The sequence below is a fragment of the Pseudomonas sp. 43NM1 genome (assembly GCF_002836905.1).
Taxonomy (GTDB): Bacteria; Pseudomonadota; Gammaproteobacteria; order Pseudomonadales; family Pseudomonadaceae; genus Aquipseudomonas; species Aquipseudomonas prosekii.
Genome location: NZ_MKGS01000159.1, coordinates 24,387 through 40,613 on the forward strand (window position 1 = coordinate 24,387; position 16,227 = coordinate 40,613).

Consider the following 16,227-nt stretch of genomic DNA (forward strand, 5'->3'; position numbering starts at 1 on the left):
CGGTTGACTGCGCCGGCAAACGGCACAAATCGGCGCTTATTTTTTCTGTGACAAAATGCGCTACACGCCCATTCCTGCGGGCTCGCGAGCAGTTTTTCGGCGCCTAGCAGACAAGCCCTGCGCTGTCGAGATATGGCGGCCGTGGTCCTTTGCGTATACTGCGCAGATGTTTTCCCCAACGGCTTTGCGTCCGCGGTACGCCAAATGGCTGATCGCAACCGGACTCTTCCTGATGCTCAGTGGCTGTGTTGATAAACCCAACACGCTGGAGCGCGTAAAGGAGGACGGTGTGCTGCGGGTGGTTACCCGCAACAGCCCCGCCACTTACTTCCAGGATCGTAACGGTGAAACCGGCTTCGAATACGAGCTGGTGAAGCGCTTTGCCGAAGATCTGGGGGTCGAACTGAAAATCGAGACCGCCGACAACCTCGACGACTTGTTCACTCAAGTCGGCAAGCCGAACGGCCCGGTACTCGCGGCGGCCGGCCTGGTCAGCAGCGAACAGCGCAAAAAGCAGGTGCGCTTCTCCCACTCCTACCTCGAAGTCACCCCGCAGGTGATCTACCGCAACGGCCAGTCGCGGCCGACGGATGCTGGCGATCTGGTCGGCAAGAAGATCATGGTGCTCAAGGGCAGCACCCACGCCGAGCAACTGGCGGAGCTGAAAAAGAAATATCCCGGCATTGAATACGAAGAGTCCGACGCGGTTGAAGTGGTCGACCTGCTGCGCATGGTCGATGAAGGGCAGATTGACCTGACGCTGGTCGATTCCAATGAAGTGGCGATGAACCAGGTCTACTTCCCGAAGATTCAGGTGGCCTTCGACCTCGGTGACGCAAGCAACCAGAGCTGGGCCGTGGCGCCCGGCGAAGACAACAGCCTGCTCAACGAGATCAACGCCTACCTCGACAAGGTGCAGAAAAACGGCACCCTGCAACGCCTGAAGGACCGTTATTACGGGCACGTCGATGTCCTCGGCTACATGGGCGCCACCACGTTCGCCCAGCATCTGCAGCAACGCCTGCCGAAGTACGAACAGCATTTCAAGAATTACGCGAAGAAAGAGAAAGTCGATTGGCGCCTGTTGGCGGCGGTCGGTTATCAGGAATCGTTATGGCAAGCGGCAGTCACCTCGAAAACCGGCGTGCGCGGCTTGATGATGCTGACCCAAAACACAGCGCAAGCGATGGGCGTGTCGAATCGCCTCGATCCAAAGCAAAGCATCATGGGCGGCGCCAAGTACCTGGCTTACATGAAGGACCAACTGGACGATTCGATCCAGGAACCGGACCGCACCTGGTTTGCCCTGGCGGCTTATAACGTCGGCAGCGGTCACCTGGATGACGCGCGCAAACTGGCGGCGAAGGAAGGTTTGAACCCGGACAAATGGCTGGACGTGAAGAAGATTCTGCCGCGCCTGTCGGAGAAGAAGTGGTACAGCAAAACCCGCTACGGCTACGCGCGCGGCGGCGAACCGGTGCATTTTGTGGCGAACATCCGCCGCTATTACGACATCCTGACCTGGGTCACGCAGCCGCAGCTTGAAGGTGATCAGGTGGCGGAAGGCAACCTGCACGTGCCGGGGATCGACAAGACCAAGCCGAATCAGGAAACCCCGCCGCTCTAAAGCCGTACACCCATCAAAACTGTGGGAGCGAGCTTGCTCGCGATAGCCGTCTGACAGCCACCAATTATGGTGACTGACTGGGCCTCATCGCGAGCAAGCTCGCTCCCACAATTGTTTTGTGTGCGGTTTAAGCTTTTGCGGCGGCCGCGAGGATCAGCGCTTTCATCTCGGCAACAGCTGACTTGAACCCGACAAACAAAGCATGCGCCACCAACGCGTGGCCGATGTTCAGTTCGTTGATGCCTTTGATCGCTGCCACGGCTTCGACGTTGTGATAATGCAACCCGTGGCCAGCGTTGACGATCAGTCCCTGGGCCAGACCAAACGCGACACCATCGGCCACACGCTGCAATTCTTCCGCGACATCGGTTGGCGTTTCGGCATCGGCATAACGGCCAGTGTGCAGCTCGATGGCCGGCGCACCGACACGCTTCGACGCCGCAATCTGCCGCTCATCGGCATCGATGAACAGCGACACTTCGCAACCAATCTTCGCCAGGCGATCCACCGCAGCCTTGATCCGCGCTTCCTGCCCCGCCACATCCAGCCCACCCTCGGTGGTCAGTTCCTGACGGGTTTCCGGCACCAGGCAAATGTGCGCCGGGCGGATGCGCTCGGCGAACGCCAGCATTTCTTCGGTGACGCCCATTTCGAAATTCATGCGGGTTTGCAGCACATCCTTGAGCAGCAATACGTCGCGCTCCTGAATGTGCCGACGGTCTTCACGCAAATGCACAGTGATGCCATCGGCGCCCGCCTCTTCCGCGTCCAGCGCTGCTTTGACCGGGTCCGGGTAACGCGTGCCGCGGGCCTGACGCAGGGTGGCGACGTGGTCGATGTTGACGCCAAGAAGAATGCGATTGCTGGTGGTCACGGAAGCGCTCCTGAATTTAAAGATTCGGCGCACAGCATACGGGGAGACTACGGCTTGCGAAACAGTTCGCGACTGACCAGGGGACGACCGCCCAAATGCACCGCGAGTGCCTGACGCATCAGGCGCTTGGCGGCGGACAAGGCGCCGGGGGCGGTCCAGTCAGCCTCGGACATGGCGAGCAATTCGGTGCCGTTGAACAGGCCGGGTTGCAGCAGATAAACCCGCTCCAGCCCCGCATCCACCTGCAAGCGATAGAGCCCGTCGGGCGCAACCGCGTCGCCGTGGATGTCGGTGCTCAGGGCGAAGCCGTAACCGAGATCATCGAGCAAGCGCCATTCGAACGAACGCAGCAGCGGCTCCAGCGGCCGACCTTCGGCCAACGCGAGCAACGTCGCCGCGTAGTGATCAAACACGCCGGGGTGCGGGTCTTCGGACGGCAATAGGCGAATCAGCAGTTCATTGAGGTAGAGCCCGCTGAACAGCGCTTCGCCGTTGAGCCAGGTGGAAATACCGGCGCTTTCCATGCGCCCGACATTCTTCAGCTCGCCGCGCCCGCGAAACTCGACTTCCAGCGGCACGAAAGGCCGCGCCAACGTCCCGGCCTTGCCCCGCGCACTGCGCAACACCGCCCGCAGCCGACCTTGCGGCGTAAGGAAATCCACCAGCGCACTGCTTTCGCGGTAGGCGCGGGAGTGGAGCACGTAGGCGAGTTGGCCGATGGGTGGGGTTTGAGACATGGAAGTCAGTTTCTCAATGAGTCAGCACAGATTTATAAACCACCCAAAACCAATGTGGGAGCGAGCTTGCTCGCGATTGCGGTCCGTCAGTCAACATGGCTGTTGAATGTCAGGCCCTCATCGCGAGCAAGCTCGCTCCCACAGGGGATCTACGGTGTAGCGCAGACCCGTTTTACAAATCGCCATAACCCAGCGAACGCAGAGCGCGCTCGTCGTCGGACCAGCCACCTTTCACTTTCACCCAGAGGTTGAGCATGATCTTGGAGTCGAACAGCAGCTCCATGTCCTTGCGCGCTTCGGTGCCGATGCGTTTGATGCGCTCGCCCTTGTCGCCAATGATGATCTTCTTCTGGCCGTCACGTTCGACGAGGATCAGTGCATGAATGTGCAGGGTTTTGCCCTGCTGCTTGAACTCTTCGATTTCGACGGTGATCTGGTACGGCAGCTCGGCGCCCATCTGGCGCATGATTTTCTCGCGTACCAGCTCGGCGGCGAGGAAGCGGCTGCTGCGGTCGGTGATCTGGTCTTCCGGGAAGAAATGCTCGTTCTCCGGCAGATAACCGGCGATCACCCGCTCCAGCGCTTCGAGGTTGTGCCCGTGCTGGGCCGAGATCGGCATGATCTGCGCGTTCGGCAGCTGTTCCTGCAACCAGCTCAGGTGCGGCATCAGCTCGGCTTTGTCTTCGATGCGGTCGGTCTTGTTCAGCGCGACGATCAACGGGCCGGTCACGTACTGGACGCGTTCGAGCACCATCTGGTCTTCGTCGGTCCACTTGGTGCGGTCAACCACGAAGATCACCACGTCGACGTCTTTCAACGCAGCCGAAGCGGTCTTGTTCATGTAGCGGTTCAGCGCTTTCTCGCCACCCTTGTGCATGCCCGGGGTATCGACGTAGACGGCCTGAACGGCGCCTTCGGTCTTGATGCCCAGCATGTTGTGACGAGTGGTTTGCGGCTTGCGCGAGGTGATCGCCAGCTTCTGACCCAGGATATGGTTCAGCAGCGTGGACTTGCCCACGTTGGGACGGCCGACGATGGCAACATAGCCACAGCGAGTTGCAGTTGTATCAGTCATTGCCATTCTCCACACCCAGGGCAATCAGTGCTGCGGCGGCCGCTACCTGTTCGGCAATACGACGACTCACACCCTGACCTCGGCTTTTTTCATTCAGTAAGGTGATTTCGCATTCGACGAAGAAAACTCGGCAATGCGGCTCACCCTGGATATCCACCACTTCGTAACGTGGCAGCTCACAGCCCCGCGATTGCAGGAATTCCTGCAGACGGGTTTTTGGATCTTTGTTGGTGTCGACCAGGGTCAGCCCCTCGAATTCACCGGTCAGCCAGGCCAGCACGCGCTCGCGCGCCATGTCCATGCCGGCGTCCAGGTAGATCGCACCGATCAGCGCTTCGAGGGCATCGGCCAGAATCGATTCGCGACGGAAACCGCCACTTTTCAATTCACCCGAACCCAGGCGCAGGTAGTCGCCCAGATCAAACCCACGGGCCAGTACGGCCAGAGTCTCACCTTTCACCAGGCGCGCGCGCAAACGCGACAACTGGCCTTCGCGCGCCAGCGGGAAGCGATCGAACAGCGCCTCGCCCGCGACGAAGTTGAGGATGGCATCACCGAGGAATTCCAGGCGTTCATTGTTACGCCCGGCAAAACTACGGTGAGTCAGGGCCAGAATCATCAGTTCCTGGTCCTTGAAGGTGTAGCCGAGCTGACGCTCTAGACGACTTAAGGAGGCGCTCACGGTTTACCCACGCTGAGTTCGTGGATGGATTCCACCGCCATCGCCGTGATGCGGCGCAGGCCTGGGACAATTAACGCTGTGTTCAAAAATTACGTCCTGAATATCAGTGTTTTCATGCTGCTGGCGCCGATTGTGGCGGCTCCAGAAATGCATTCGGCGCTGTGTTCAACAGCGCCGTGGAGTGATTACTTGATCAGGCCAACCCGCGAGAAATTCGGCAGGTGGCTGAGTTTGGGTTCTGGCCAGCTCATCCAGACTGCGAAGGCCTTGCCGACAATATTCTTGTCGGGAACCATGCCCAGCAGATCTTTCGGAATGCTCGGATCATCCCAATAGCGACTGTCGTTAGAGTTGTCGCGGTTGTCGCCCATCATGAAGTAATGGCCGGCAGGCACGGTCCAGCTATGGTCCGGCGTGGCGCGGTAGCGGCTCATTTCCTTGCGGATCAAGTGCTCGGCCGCACCGAGTTTTTCTTCGTAGAGCTCAGCGCTGCCCAACGTGCCCGGCTCGGTGCCGACCAGTTTTTCGGCGATCGACTCGCCGTTGACGAACAGGCGCTTGTCGGCGGTGTAGCGAATCTGGTCGCCCGGCAAGCCGACTACACGCTTGATGTAGTTGACGTTCGGGTCGCTCGGATAGCGGAACACCATCACATCGCCGCGCTGCGGATCACCGACTTCGATGACTTTCTTGTCGATCACCGGCAGGCGGATCCCGTAAGAAAACTTGTTCACCAGAATGAAGTCGCCAACGTCCAGGGTCGGTTTCATAGAGCCGGACGGAATCTGGAACGGTTCCACCAGGAACGAACGCAGCACCAGCACGATGAACAACACCGGGAAGAACGACTTGCCGTACTCGACCAGCAGCGGCTCTTTGTTCAGTTTCTCGACCACCACCACATCCGGCTGGCTGACGCTGCCCTGATAGGAGGAAATGGCGGCACGCCGACGCGGCGCCAGGAAAACCAGATCGAGCAACGCCAACAGGCCGCAGACGAACACGGCGATGACCAGCAACAGCGGGAAATTTAGTGACATAGGACCTAACTATCCAACCTGAGCACTGCAAGGAAGGCTTCTTGTGGAATTTCCACGTTGCCGACTTGCTTCATGCGTTTTTTACCGGCCTTCTGCTTCTCGAGCAGTTTCTTCTTACGGCTAACGTCACCGCCGTAGCATTTGGCCAATACGTTCTTTCTGAGTGCCTTGACGGAGGTCCGCGCAATGATCTGCCCGCCAATGGCGGCCTGGATCGCAACGTCGAACATCTGGCGCGGAATCAGTTCTTTCATCTTCTCGGTCAACTGGCGACCTTTGTAGTGCGCGTTATCCTTGTGCACGATCAGCGCCAGGGCGTCGACCTTGTCACCGTTGATCAACACATCCAGTTTCACCAGATTAGCTGATTGATAACGATCGAAATGGTAGTCCAGCGAAGCATAGCCGCGACTGGTCGATTTCAGACGATCGAAGAAGTCCAGGACCACTTCGTTCATCGGCAAATCGTAAGTCACCTGGACCTGCGAACCGAGGAACAGCATGTCGTGTTGAACGCCACGCTTTTCGATGCACAGGGTAATGACGTTGCCCAGGTGCTCTTGCGGCACAAGAATATTGGCCCGCACGATCGGCTCGCGCATGTCTTCGATCGAAGACAGGTCTGGAAGCTTCGACGGGTTATCGACGTAAATCGTTTCACCGGTTTTCAGCAGCAGCTCGAAGATTACCGTCGGCGCCGTGGTGATCAGGTCCAGGTCGTACTCGCGCTCAAGGCGCTCCTGGATGATTTCCATGTGCAGCATGCCGAGGAACCCGCAACGGAAACCGAAGCCCAGGGCGTCGGAGCTTTCCGGGGTGTACTGCAGCGACGAGTCGTTGAGCGTGAGCTTTTGCAGGGCTTCACGGAAATCTTCGAAGTCGTCGGAGCTGACCGGGAACAGACCGGCGTAAACCTGCGGCTGTATACGTTTGAAGCCGGGCAGCACGTCAACGTCGGGGGTCGAGCTCAAGGTCAGGGTGTCACCTACTGGCGCACCGTGAATGTCCTTGATACCGGCAATGATGAAGCCCACTTCGCCGGCCTTCAGGTCAACGGTGGCGGTGTGTTTCGGGTTGAATACACCGACGCTGTCCACGAGGTGGATCTTGCCGGTGGATTTGACCAGGATCTTGTCGCCCTTCTTCACACGACCGTGGCGCACGCGAACCAGGGAAACAACGCCCAGGTAGTTGTCGAACCAGGAATCGATGATCAACGCTTGCAGCGGATCTTCGTAGTTGCCGGTCGGCGCGGGAATGGTGTGAACCAGGCGCTCGAGTACTTCATCGACGCCCAGGCCAGTCTTGGCGCTGCACTCGACGGCATCAGTGGCGTCGATGCCAATGATTTTCTCGATTTCTTCTTTGACGCGGTCCGGATCGGCCTGTGGCAGGTCGATCTTGTTCAGCACCGGCATGACTTCCAGGCCCTGCTCGATCGCCGTGTAGCAGTTGGCAACCGATTGCGCTTCAACGCCCTGACCGGCATCGACCACCAGCAACGCACCTTCACACGCCGCCAGCGAACGGCTGACTTCGTAGGTGAAGTCGACGTGGCCGGGGGTGTCAATGAAGTTCAGCTGGTACTTGATGCCATCGCGGGCAGTGTAATAAAGAGTGACGCTATGGGCCTTGATGGTGATCCCGCGTTCACGTTCCAGGTCCATGGAGTCGAGGACCTGGGCTTCCATTTCGCGCTCGGCAAGGCCGCCACACATCTGGATGAAGCGGTCGGCCAGCGTCGACTTGCCATGGTCAATGTGGGCGATGATGGAGAAATTGCGGATATGACTCAAATCACTCACGGATCAACACTCAAAAAGGCTGCAGGCATAGCCCGCCGAAAAATAGCCGGGAATTGTACCTGATCCTCGGCGCAAGCGTCACGTTCACAGGTCAGACGGCGAATACAAAAACGCCCCGGTCTTGCGACAAGGGCGTTTTTGAGCAACTGGCAAGGTCAGGAAAACCCCGGAATCAACCGGCCCGACGCAGCAACCAGACCCCGGCGAGGCCACACACCGTGGCCGGCACCAGTACCGCGAACAGCGGCGAGAAACCGAACACCAGGCTCGAAGGCCCGAGCAAATCCTGGACGATACGGAAGGTGAAGCCCACCAGCACACCGGTAAATACCCGCTGGCCGAGGGTCACCGAACGCAGCGGCCCGAAGATAAAGGAGATCGCCATCAGCACCAGCGCTGCGGTGACCAACGGCTGCAACACCTTGACCCAAAACGCCAGCCAGTAACGGCCGTTCGCCAGCCCCTGGTCCGACAGGTAATGGATGTAACCCCACAAACCGCTGATCGACAGCGACTCGGGCGCCATCACCACGGTGCTGAGCAATTGCGGGCTCAACGCCACTTCCCAGCGTTCGACCGGCGCGTTGACCACTTCGGTGTTCTTTTCATGGAACCGCGTGGTCGTTACTTCGCTCAACTGCCAGTGATCGGTGTCGAACTCCGCACGTTTGGCGAAGCTCGCCGAGAGCATGTTGCGTTCTTTGTCGAAGTGATAACGAGTGACGCCGTACAGCAAGCCGTTCGGTTGCACCGAGTTGACGTGAATGAACTCGTCGCCCTGGCGGTGCCACAAACCGTGCCGGGCACTTTGCGCATCACCGCTGCCTTGGGCCAGCGAGCGCTTGGCTTGCGCGGCAACTTCGGTGGCCGGCGCCACGTATTCGCCGATCAACACGCCAGCAATCATCAGCACCAGCATCGGTTTCATCACGGCCCAGACGATCCGCCCGATTGAGACGCCAGCGGCGCGCATGATCGTCAGTTCGCTGTTGCTGGCCAGACTGCCGAGGCCGATCAGGCAACCGATCAGCGCGGCCATCGGCAACATGTCGTACATGCGCCGTGGCGCGGTCAGCAGCACATAGACAAGCACATCGACCAAGGTGTAGGTGTCGCTGGCGTCACCCATTTCATCGATGAAGGCAAACAAGGTCGCCAGACCGAGGATGATCCCCAGAACCGCGAGGATCGCCACGAAAACGCTGCTACCAATGTAGCGATCGAGCTTAACCACGGGCCACCTCCCGCGCATCGCGGCGACTGGCCAGCTTCAGGCGCATCGGCTCCCAGTAGAGCAGGATCAGGCCGATGACGAGGAATATCCCGTGCACCCACCACAAGCCCAGCGCAGGCGGGATCTTGCCTTTTTCGAGGGCGCCACGAGCGGCAATGAGGATGGTCAGGTAACCCATATAAAGAAGAATCGCCGGGAGCAGCTTGAGGAAACGGCCCTGACGCGGGTTGACGCGCGACAGCGGCACCGCCATCAGGGTCACGATGAACACCAGCAACGGCAGGGACAGACGCCATTGCAGTTCGGTACGCGCGCGGATGTCATCACTGCCGACCAGCGACAGCGTGGTCATGGCATCGCGGTCGGTGACTTCTTCACTGACATCCGGCTTGGGCAGCAGCACGCCGTATTCGTCGTACTTGATTTTGCGATAGTCGGCCTGCCCCGGATTACCGTCGTAGCGGAAGCCGTTTTCCAGAATCAGGTAACGATTGCCGTCAGGACGGATTTCCTGGCGCCCCTTCTCGGCCACCAGCACGGAAATCCCGCGCTCTTTTTTGTCGGAGGAAAAGTTTTTCTGCGAGATAAACACGCCGCCCAGATTGACCCGGTCATCGGTCAGGGTTTCGGTGTAGGTCACCCGCGTACCGTCGCGCAGCGCCTGGAAGCGCCCCGGCTCCAAGGTATCGAATTCGGTCAGCGCGTCCTGCTTGTTCAGCAGCAACTGGAACTGATTGGCACCCTGCGGCGCCAGGCTCAGGCTGAGCCACGCCACCACCAGCGCGACCAGCGTCGCTGGAAACAGGGTGATACGAAACAGCCGTTGCTGGCTCATGCCGGTGGCCGACAGCACGGTCATTTCGCTTTCCAGGTACAAGCGGCCGTAGGACAGCAGGATCCCGAGGAACAGCCCCAATGGCAGGATCAGCTGCAGGAAACCCGGCAGGCGAAACCCCATGATCAGGAACAGTGAACCCGGATCGAGCTGGCCGGAAGCCGCCTGCGCGAGGTATTTGATGAAGCGACCGCTCATGATGATGACCAGCAGCACGGCGCTCACGGCGCTCAAGGTCAACAGGACTTCGCGGGACAGATAACGGAAGACGATCAAACCAGACACTCCAGGGTTGTCAGGCTAAGGCGGCCAAACAAGCAAACGTAGCGGCCGACCCGCAAGGCAGGGCCGCCAAAAAAGATGGCGCATTATCCTGTGATTGGGTGCGCCTGTCACTGCGCAAGCTCAAGCACATGCGCAAAGCACCGAAGATCGTCGAACCGAGGGTTGTCAGGCGCTGGTAGCGAGGTTCAAACTGCGGCCTTTGTCGCGGGCCGTGACCTGCGTCTTTCTATCTGTCTTTTCATCTATATAAGCAGGCGTTTGCAGACTCTGTCGAATGCTGCGTGTTGACCATTAATTCAGGGACCCCGACATGGAACTGGTTGTAAAAAGCGTTAGCCCGGAAACGTTGAAAACCGCCACGCTGGTGGTTGCCGTCGGCGAAAACCGCAAGCTCGGCGCCGTCGCCAGACAGCTCGACGAACTGTGCGGCGGCGCCATCAGCACCGTGATCAAACGCGGCGACCTCGCCGGCAAAGTCGGCCAGAGCCTGCTGCTGCACAGCCTGCCGAACCTCAAGGCCGAACGTGTTCTGCTGGTCGGCGTCGGCAAGGATGAAGAACTGGGCGACCGCCCGTTCCGCAAAATCATCGCCGGCGTCCTCAACACCCTTAAAGGTCTGGGCGGCAGCGATGCCGTGCTGGCGCTGGACGAAGTCGTGGTCAAGGGCCGCGACAGCTACGGCAAGACCCGCCTGCTGGCCGAAACCCTGGTCGACGGTCAATACACCTTTGACCAGTTCAAGAGCCAGAAAGCCGAACCGCGCGCGCTGAAGAAAATCACTCTGGTGACGATCAAGGCTGCCCAGGCTGAAGTCGAGCGCGCCGTGGCCCACGGTACTGCGATCGCCAACGGCATGGCGTTCACCCGCACCCTCGGCAACCTGCCGCCGAACATCTGCCACCCGACGTTCCTCGGTGAGCAAGCGAAAAGCCTCGGCAAAGAATTCAAATCGCTGAAAGTCGAAGTCCTCGACGAGAAGAAGATCAAGGACCTGGGCATGGGTTCGTTCTACGCCGTCGGCCAGGGCAGCGCCCAGCCACCGCGCCTGATCGTCATGCAATACAACGGCGGCAAGAAATCCGAGAAGCCCTACGCGCTGGTCGGCAAAGGCATCACCTTCGACACTGGCGGCATCAGCCTGAAACCGGGCGCCGGCATGGACGAAATGAAGTACGACATGGGCGGCGCAGCTAGCGTGTTCGGCACCCTGCGTGCCGTGCTCGAACTGAAACTGCCGATCAACCTGGTATGTATTCTGGCGTGCGCCGAGAACATGCCGAGCGGCAACGCTTCGCGTCCGGGCGACATCGTCACCACCATGAGCGGCCAGACCGTGGAAATCCTCAACACTGACGCCGAAGGCCGTCTGGTGCTGTGCGATGCGCTGACCTACTCCGAGCGCTTCAAGCCACAAGCGGTAATCGACATCGCCACCCTGACCGGCGCTTGCGTGGTTGCGCTGGGCGCGCACACCTCCGGCCTGCTCGGCAACAACGACGAGCTGATCGGTCAACTGCTGAGCGCCGGCCAGACCGCTGACGATCGCGCCTGGCAACTGCCGCTGTTCGATGAATACCAAGAACAGCTGGACAGCCCGTTCGCCGACATCGCCAACATCGGCGGCCCGAAAGCCGGGACCATCACCGCCGCGTGCTTCCTCTCGCGCTTCACCAAGAACCTCAACTGGGCGCACCTGGACATCGCTGGCACCGCATGGACCAGCGGCGGCAAGGACAAGGGCGCCACTGGCCGTCCAGTGCCGTTGCTGACCCAATACCTGCTGGACCGCGCCAAAGCCTGAAACCGATGACCCGGGGCGGCGCTGTTTTCCAGCAGCGCCGCCTCTGGCTCAGGAACCGCAATGACCAAAGTCGACTTTTATATCCTGCCGAGCGCCGATCCTTCCGCGCGTCTGGATTTTGCCTGCAAGCTCACCGAGAAAGCCTGGCGCATGGGCCACCGCATTTACCTGCATTGCAGCGATGCCGCCCAGCGTGACGACCTCGATGCGCGCCTGTGGGCGTTCAAGGGCGAAAGCTTCGTGCCGCATGGCCCAGCCGAGAGCGAACCGGAAAGTCTGGTGGTGCTCGGGTTCGGCGACGACTGTGGCGCGCACCAGGATTTGCTGGTCAATCTCGACCTGAAAGTGCCGGGTTTTGCCAACAAGTTCGCCCGTGTGGCGGAAGTGGTGGTCGAAGATCCGACGAGCCGGGCAGCCGCGCGGGAGAGTTTCCGCTTCTACCGCGAACAGGGCTATCCTCTGCAAGACCACCGTTTACAGCGACTCTGAGTATTCCGATGGACACGCCAAAACCGCCACAAAAGTCCGCGCACCTGCTGGATGACCTCGAGTCGATCCGCCAACTGCTCGGCGATGACAACCTGCAACCGCCGTTGCTGACCGACACGGTCAATGAAGACGAACAGGAACAGATTCCGATGTTATTCGAGGCCACCGGCAATACGCCGCAAGCCACCGAGGCTGCTGCCCCTGCCCCTACGCCTGCCCCAGCCGCGCAACCGGCTGACACCGCGAGCAAAGGCCCCGACGCTTTGCTGCACTTGGACAGCGAACTGCGCGCCGCCGCGCAATTGATCCTGCAAGACGTGATCGACGACTTCGCGCCGCACATCGAAACCGAGATCAAGCGCCGACTCGACGCGCGCATGGAACGGTTGCTCAGTCAGTACGACTAACCGCTGTCCCTTGTGGGAGCGAGCTAGTGTGGCGAGGGGATTTACCCCCGTTGGGTCGCGAAGCGGCCCTAAAACCTGCCAGCGTGGTGTGTTTGGCGGACCGCATGCTCAGGTTTGACGACTGCTTCGCAGCCGAACGGGGGTAAACCCCCTCGCCACAAAAGCTCATGCCCACATTTAGCCTGCGCGCCGTCCGCCCCTGCTCGCTCTGCGTCCCATGCCCCGCTATACTCGTCGGCTTTTCCTGAATTACTGCCAATAGGGTCCCGCCGCGCATGGATAAGACCTACCAGCCGCACGCCATTGAAACTTCCTGGTACAACACCTGGGAGTCCGAGAATTACTTCGCCCCGCAAGGCGCGGGCGAGTCCTACACCATCATGATCCCGCCGCCGAACGTCACCGGCAGCCTGCACATGGGTCACGGCTTCAACAACGCGATCATGGACGCCCTGATCCGTTTCCGCCGCATGCAGGGTCGCAACACCCTGTGGCAGCCGGGCACCGACCACGCCGGCATCGCCACGCAAATGCTCGTGGAACGCCAGCTCGAAGCTCAGGGCCAGAGCCGTCACGACCTCGGTCGCGAGAAATTCCTCGAGAAAATCTGGGAATGGAAGGATCAGTCCGGCGGCAACATCAGCCGGCAGATCCGCCGCCTCGGCTCGTCCGTGGACTGGAGCCGCGAGCGCTTCACCATGGACGACGGCCTCTCGGAATCGGTGAAAGAAGCCTTTGTGCGCCTGCATGAAGACGGCCTGATCTATCGCGGCAAGCGTCTGGTCAACTGGGACACCAAGTTGCACACGGCGATTTCCGACCTCGAAGTGGAAAACCACGACGAGAAAGGTTTCCTGTGGAACCTGAAATACCCGCTGGCCGACGGCGCCAAGACCGCTGAAGGCAATGATTACCTGATCGTCGCGACCACTCGCCCGGAAACCATGCTCGGCGACGCCGCCGTTGCGGTTAACCCGAACGATGAGCGCTACCAGGCCCTGATCGGCAAATTTGTCGAGCTGCCGCTGGTCGGCCGCCGCATCCCGATCATCGCCGACGATTACTGCGACCCAGAATTCGGCACCGGTTGCGTGAAAATCACCCCGGCCCACGATTTCAACGACTACGAAGTCGGCAAGCGCCACAACCTGCCGCTGCTGAACATCTTCGACAAGAACGCCGCCGTGCTGCCAGCCTGTCAGGTGTTCAACCTCGACGGCACGCTGAACGAAAGCATCGACGGCAAGATCCCGGCCGAATACGCCGGCCTCGACCGTTTCGAAGCGCGCAAGCAAATCGTCGCGGCATTCGACGCCGCCGGCCTGCTGGTCAGCGTTGACGATCACGGCCTGAAAGTGCCGAAAGGCGATCGCTCCGGGACCATCATCGAGCCGTGGCTGACCGACCAGTGGTACGTATCGACCAAACCTTTGGCCGAGCCTGCAATTGCTGCCGTGGAAGATGGCCGCATCCAGTTCGTGCCGAAGCAATACGAAAACATGTACTTCTCGTGGATGCGCGACATCCAGGATTGGTGCATCAGCCGTCAGTTGTGGTGGGGCCACCGGATTCCGGCCTGGTACGACGAGTCGGGCAAAGTCTACGTCGGCCGCGACGAAGCCGAAGTCCGCGCGAAAAACAACCTCGGCCCGGACGTTGCGCTGCAACAGGACAACGACGTTCTGGACACGTGGTTCAGTTCCGGCCTGTGGACGTTCTCGACGCTGGGCTGGCCTGAGCAGACCGAATTCCTCAAGAAATTCCACTCCACCGACGTGCTGGTCACCGGTTTCGACATCATTTTCTTCTGGGTTGCCCGGATGATCATGCTGACCATGCACTTGGTGAAGAACGAAGACGGCACGCCGCAAGTGCCGTTCAAGACTGTTTATGTGCACGGTCTGGTCCGCGATGGCCAGGGCCAGAAGATGTCCAAGTCCAAGGGCAACGTCCTTGACCCGCTGGACATCATCGACGGCATCGAGCTGGAAGACCTGGTGCAGAAACGCACCTCGGGCATGATGCAGCCGAAACTGGCGAAGAAGATCGAGAAGCAGACCCGCGACGAGTTCGCCGACGGCATCGCCAGCTACGGCACCGACGCCCTGCGCTTCACCTTCTGCTCGCTGGCATCGACCGGTCGCGACATCAAGTTCGACATGGGTCGCGTCGAAGGCTATCGCAACTTCTGCAACAAGATCTGGAACGCCGCGCGTTATGTTCTGGACAAGGGCGAAGACTGCGGCCAGAACGGCGAAGCCTACGAGCTGTCGCTGGCGGATCGCTGGATCATCTCGCAGCTGCAACGCACCGAAGCCGAAGTGACTCGTCAACTCGACCAGTTCCGTTTCGACCTGGCCGCGCAAGCCTTGTACGAGTTCATCTGGAACCAGTATTGCGACTGGTACCTGGAACTCTCCAAGCCTGTGCTGTGGGACGAAAACGCCCCGGTCGAGCGTCAGCGTGGCACTCGCCGGACGCTGGTGCGGGTTCTGGAAGTGGCGCTGCGCCTGGCGCACCCGTTCATGCCGTTCATCACCGAAGAAATCTGGCAGCGCATCGCGCCGCTGGCCGGTATCGAAGGCAAGACGATCATGCTGCAACCTTGGCCAGTGGCCAACGAAGCGCGCATCGATCAGGGCGCCGAAGATGATATCGAGTGGTTGAAAACCTTGATGCTCGGCACGCGCAACATCCGCGCCGAGATGAACATCGGGCCGGGCAAGCCGCTGAATCTGTTCCTGAAAAACGTCAGCGCCGAAGATCAGCGTCGTCTCACCGAGAACGAAGCGCTGCTGAAGAAGCTCGCGCGTCTGGAATCGATCACTGTGTTGGCTGCTGGCGAAGAAGCACCGCTGTCCGCTACCGCACTGGTGGGCGAGATGGAAGTGCTGGTGCCAATGGCCGGCCTGATCGACAAGGACGCCGAACTGGCGCGCCTGGACAAGGAAATCCTGCGTCTGCAGGGCGAAGTCCAGCGTGTTGGCGGCAAGCTGTCGAACGCCGGTTTCGTCGACAAGGCCCCGGCCGAAGTCATCGACAAGGAACGCGCCAAACTGGCTGAAGCCGAACAGGCTTTGGGCAAACTGGCCGAGCAACACGCGCGGATTGCCAGCCTGTAACGGCAACGCGCAATGAAACAGGGAGGCCAGCAATGGCCTCCCTTTTTTCTGCCCGACGCTTTCTCCCCTCCGTAGGAGCGAGGCTTGCCCGCGAAGAACGATAACGCGGTGTACCTGATTAACCGTGTCGCGGCCTTCGCGGGCAAGCCTCGCTCCTACAGGATCCCCGCGCGAGCATCGTCTGTGGGACAATGCCCGCCACTTTCAGCCATAC

Annotated in this window: 13 protein-coding genes; 5 read left to right on the forward strand and 8 right to left on the reverse strand. The window is 60.1% G+C overall.

Annotated elements, in window-relative coordinates:
• Positions 1-166 precede the first annotated feature (166 nt).
• Positions 167-1,627, forward strand: a complete 1,461-nt coding sequence (gene mltF, locus BI292_RS18940) for a membrane-bound lytic murein transglycosylase MltF (protein WP_092272856.1) — start codon at positions 167-169, stop codon at positions 1,625-1,627.
• 127 nt (positions 1,628-1,754) lie between these two features.
• Here the strand turns inward: mltF and pdxJ are convergent, their stop codons facing one another.
• The 8 genes from pdxJ to lptF form a co-directional block, all read right to left on the reverse strand.
• Positions 1,755-2,501 carry a pyridoxine 5'-phosphate synthase gene (gene pdxJ / locus BI292_RS18945; RefSeq protein ID WP_092272859.1) on the reverse strand — a complete coding sequence of 249 codons (747 nt, stop codon included), beginning with the start codon at positions 2,499-2,501 and terminating at the stop codon, positions 1,755-1,757.
• Between the two features lie 47 nt (positions 2,502-2,548).
• The gene (gene recO, locus BI292_RS18950; RefSeq protein WP_101208775.1) at positions 2,549-3,238 is read right to left on the reverse strand and encodes a DNA repair protein RecO; all 690 of its coding nucleotides are present in this window, start codon (positions 3,236-3,238) and stop codon (positions 2,549-2,551) included.
• Positions 3,239-3,410: 172 nt separating this feature from the next.
• Positions 3,411-4,313 carry a GTPase Era gene (era, locus tag BI292_RS18955; RefSeq protein ID WP_092272866.1) on the reverse strand — a complete coding sequence of 301 codons (903 nt, stop codon included), beginning with the start codon at positions 4,311-4,313 and terminating at the stop codon, positions 3,411-3,413.
• The gene (gene rnc, locus BI292_RS18960; protein WP_092272869.1) at positions 4,306-4,995 is read right to left on the reverse strand and encodes a ribonuclease III; all 690 of its coding nucleotides are present in this window, start codon (positions 4,993-4,995) and stop codon (positions 4,306-4,308) included. Before rnc ends, era begins: the two co-directional genes overlap by 8 nt.
• 185 nt (positions 4,996-5,180) lie before the next feature.
• A complete protein-coding gene (gene lepB, locus BI292_RS18965) occupies positions 5,181-6,035 on the reverse strand; it encodes a signal peptidase I (RefSeq protein ID WP_092272872.1) in 855 nt (284 codons plus the stop codon).
• A 5-nt stretch (positions 6,036-6,040) separates the two neighbouring features.
• Complete coding sequence (gene lepA / locus BI292_RS18970) at positions 6,041-7,840, reverse strand: translation elongation factor 4 (RefSeq protein WP_092272875.1); 1,800 nt, start codon at positions 7,838-7,840, stop codon at positions 6,041-6,043.
• A 172-nt stretch (positions 7,841-8,012) separates the two neighbouring features.
• Positions 8,013-9,074, reverse strand: a complete 1,062-nt coding sequence (gene lptG, locus BI292_RS18975; protein ID WP_092272878.1) for an LPS export ABC transporter permease LptG — start codon at positions 9,072-9,074, stop codon at positions 8,013-8,015.
• Positions 9,067-10,185 carry an LPS export ABC transporter permease LptF gene (lptF, locus tag BI292_RS18980; RefSeq protein ID WP_092272881.1) on the reverse strand — a complete coding sequence of 373 codons (1,119 nt, stop codon included), beginning with the start codon at positions 10,183-10,185 and terminating at the stop codon, positions 9,067-9,069. Before lptF ends, lptG begins: the two co-directional genes overlap by 8 nt.
• Positions 10,186-10,504: 319 nt before the next feature.
• Here lptF and BI292_RS18985 point away from each other — a divergent pair, with 319 nt between their 5' ends.
• The 4 genes from BI292_RS18985 to BI292_RS19000 all read left to right on the forward strand — a co-directional run bounded on the left by BI292_RS18985 (position 10,505) and on the right by BI292_RS19000 (position 16,013).
• Positions 10,505-11,995 carry a leucyl aminopeptidase gene (locus BI292_RS18985; protein WP_092272884.1) on the forward strand — a complete coding sequence of 497 codons (1,491 nt, stop codon included), beginning with the start codon at positions 10,505-10,507 and terminating at the stop codon, positions 11,993-11,995.
• A 60-nt stretch (positions 11,996-12,055) separates the two neighbouring features.
• A complete protein-coding gene (locus BI292_RS18990; RefSeq protein WP_092272887.1) occupies positions 12,056-12,484 on the forward strand; it encodes a DNA polymerase III subunit chi in 429 nt (142 codons plus the stop codon).
• A gap of 8 nt (positions 12,485-12,492) precedes the next feature.
• Positions 12,493-12,891, forward strand: a complete 399-nt coding sequence (locus BI292_RS18995; protein WP_101208776.1) for a DNA polymerase III subunit chi — start codon at positions 12,493-12,495, stop codon at positions 12,889-12,891.
• A gap of 275 nt (positions 12,892-13,166) precedes the next feature.
• Positions 13,167-16,013: a valine--tRNA ligase gene (locus BI292_RS19000; RefSeq protein ID WP_092272893.1), complete on the forward strand. Its 2,847-nt coding sequence runs from the start codon at positions 13,167-13,169 to the stop codon at positions 16,011-16,013.
• Positions 16,014-16,227 lie beyond the last annotated feature (214 nt).

What these genes read in the sequence shown, in the direction of transcription:
- mltF (WP_092272856.1), top strand. Translation starts at nt 167, where the DNA reads ATGTTTTCCCCAACGGCTTTGCGTCCGCGGTACGCCAAATGGCTGATC.
- recO (WP_101208775.1), bottom strand. Translation starts at nt 3,238, where the DNA reads ATGTCTCAAACCCCACCCATCGGCCAACTCGCCTACGTGCTCCACTCC.
- era (WP_092272866.1), bottom strand. Translation starts at nt 4,313, where the DNA reads ATGACTGATACAACTGCAACTCGCTGTGGCTATGTTGCCATCGTCGGC.
- lepB (WP_092272872.1), bottom strand. Translation starts at nt 6,035, where the DNA reads ATGTCACTAAATTTCCCGCTGTTGCTGGTCATCGCCGTGTTCGTCTGC.
- BI292_RS18985 (WP_092272884.1), top strand. Translation starts at nt 10,505, where the DNA reads ATGGAACTGGTTGTAAAAAGCGTTAGCCCGGAAACGTTGAAAACCGCC.
- BI292_RS18990 (WP_092272887.1), top strand. Translation starts at nt 12,056, where the DNA reads ATGACCAAAGTCGACTTTTATATCCTGCCGAGCGCCGATCCTTCCGCG.
- BI292_RS18995 (WP_101208776.1), top strand. Translation starts at nt 12,493, where the DNA reads ATGGACACGCCAAAACCGCCACAAAAGTCCGCGCACCTGCTGGATGAC.
- BI292_RS19000 (WP_092272893.1), top strand. Translation starts at nt 13,167, where the DNA reads ATGGATAAGACCTACCAGCCGCACGCCATTGAAACTTCCTGGTACAAC.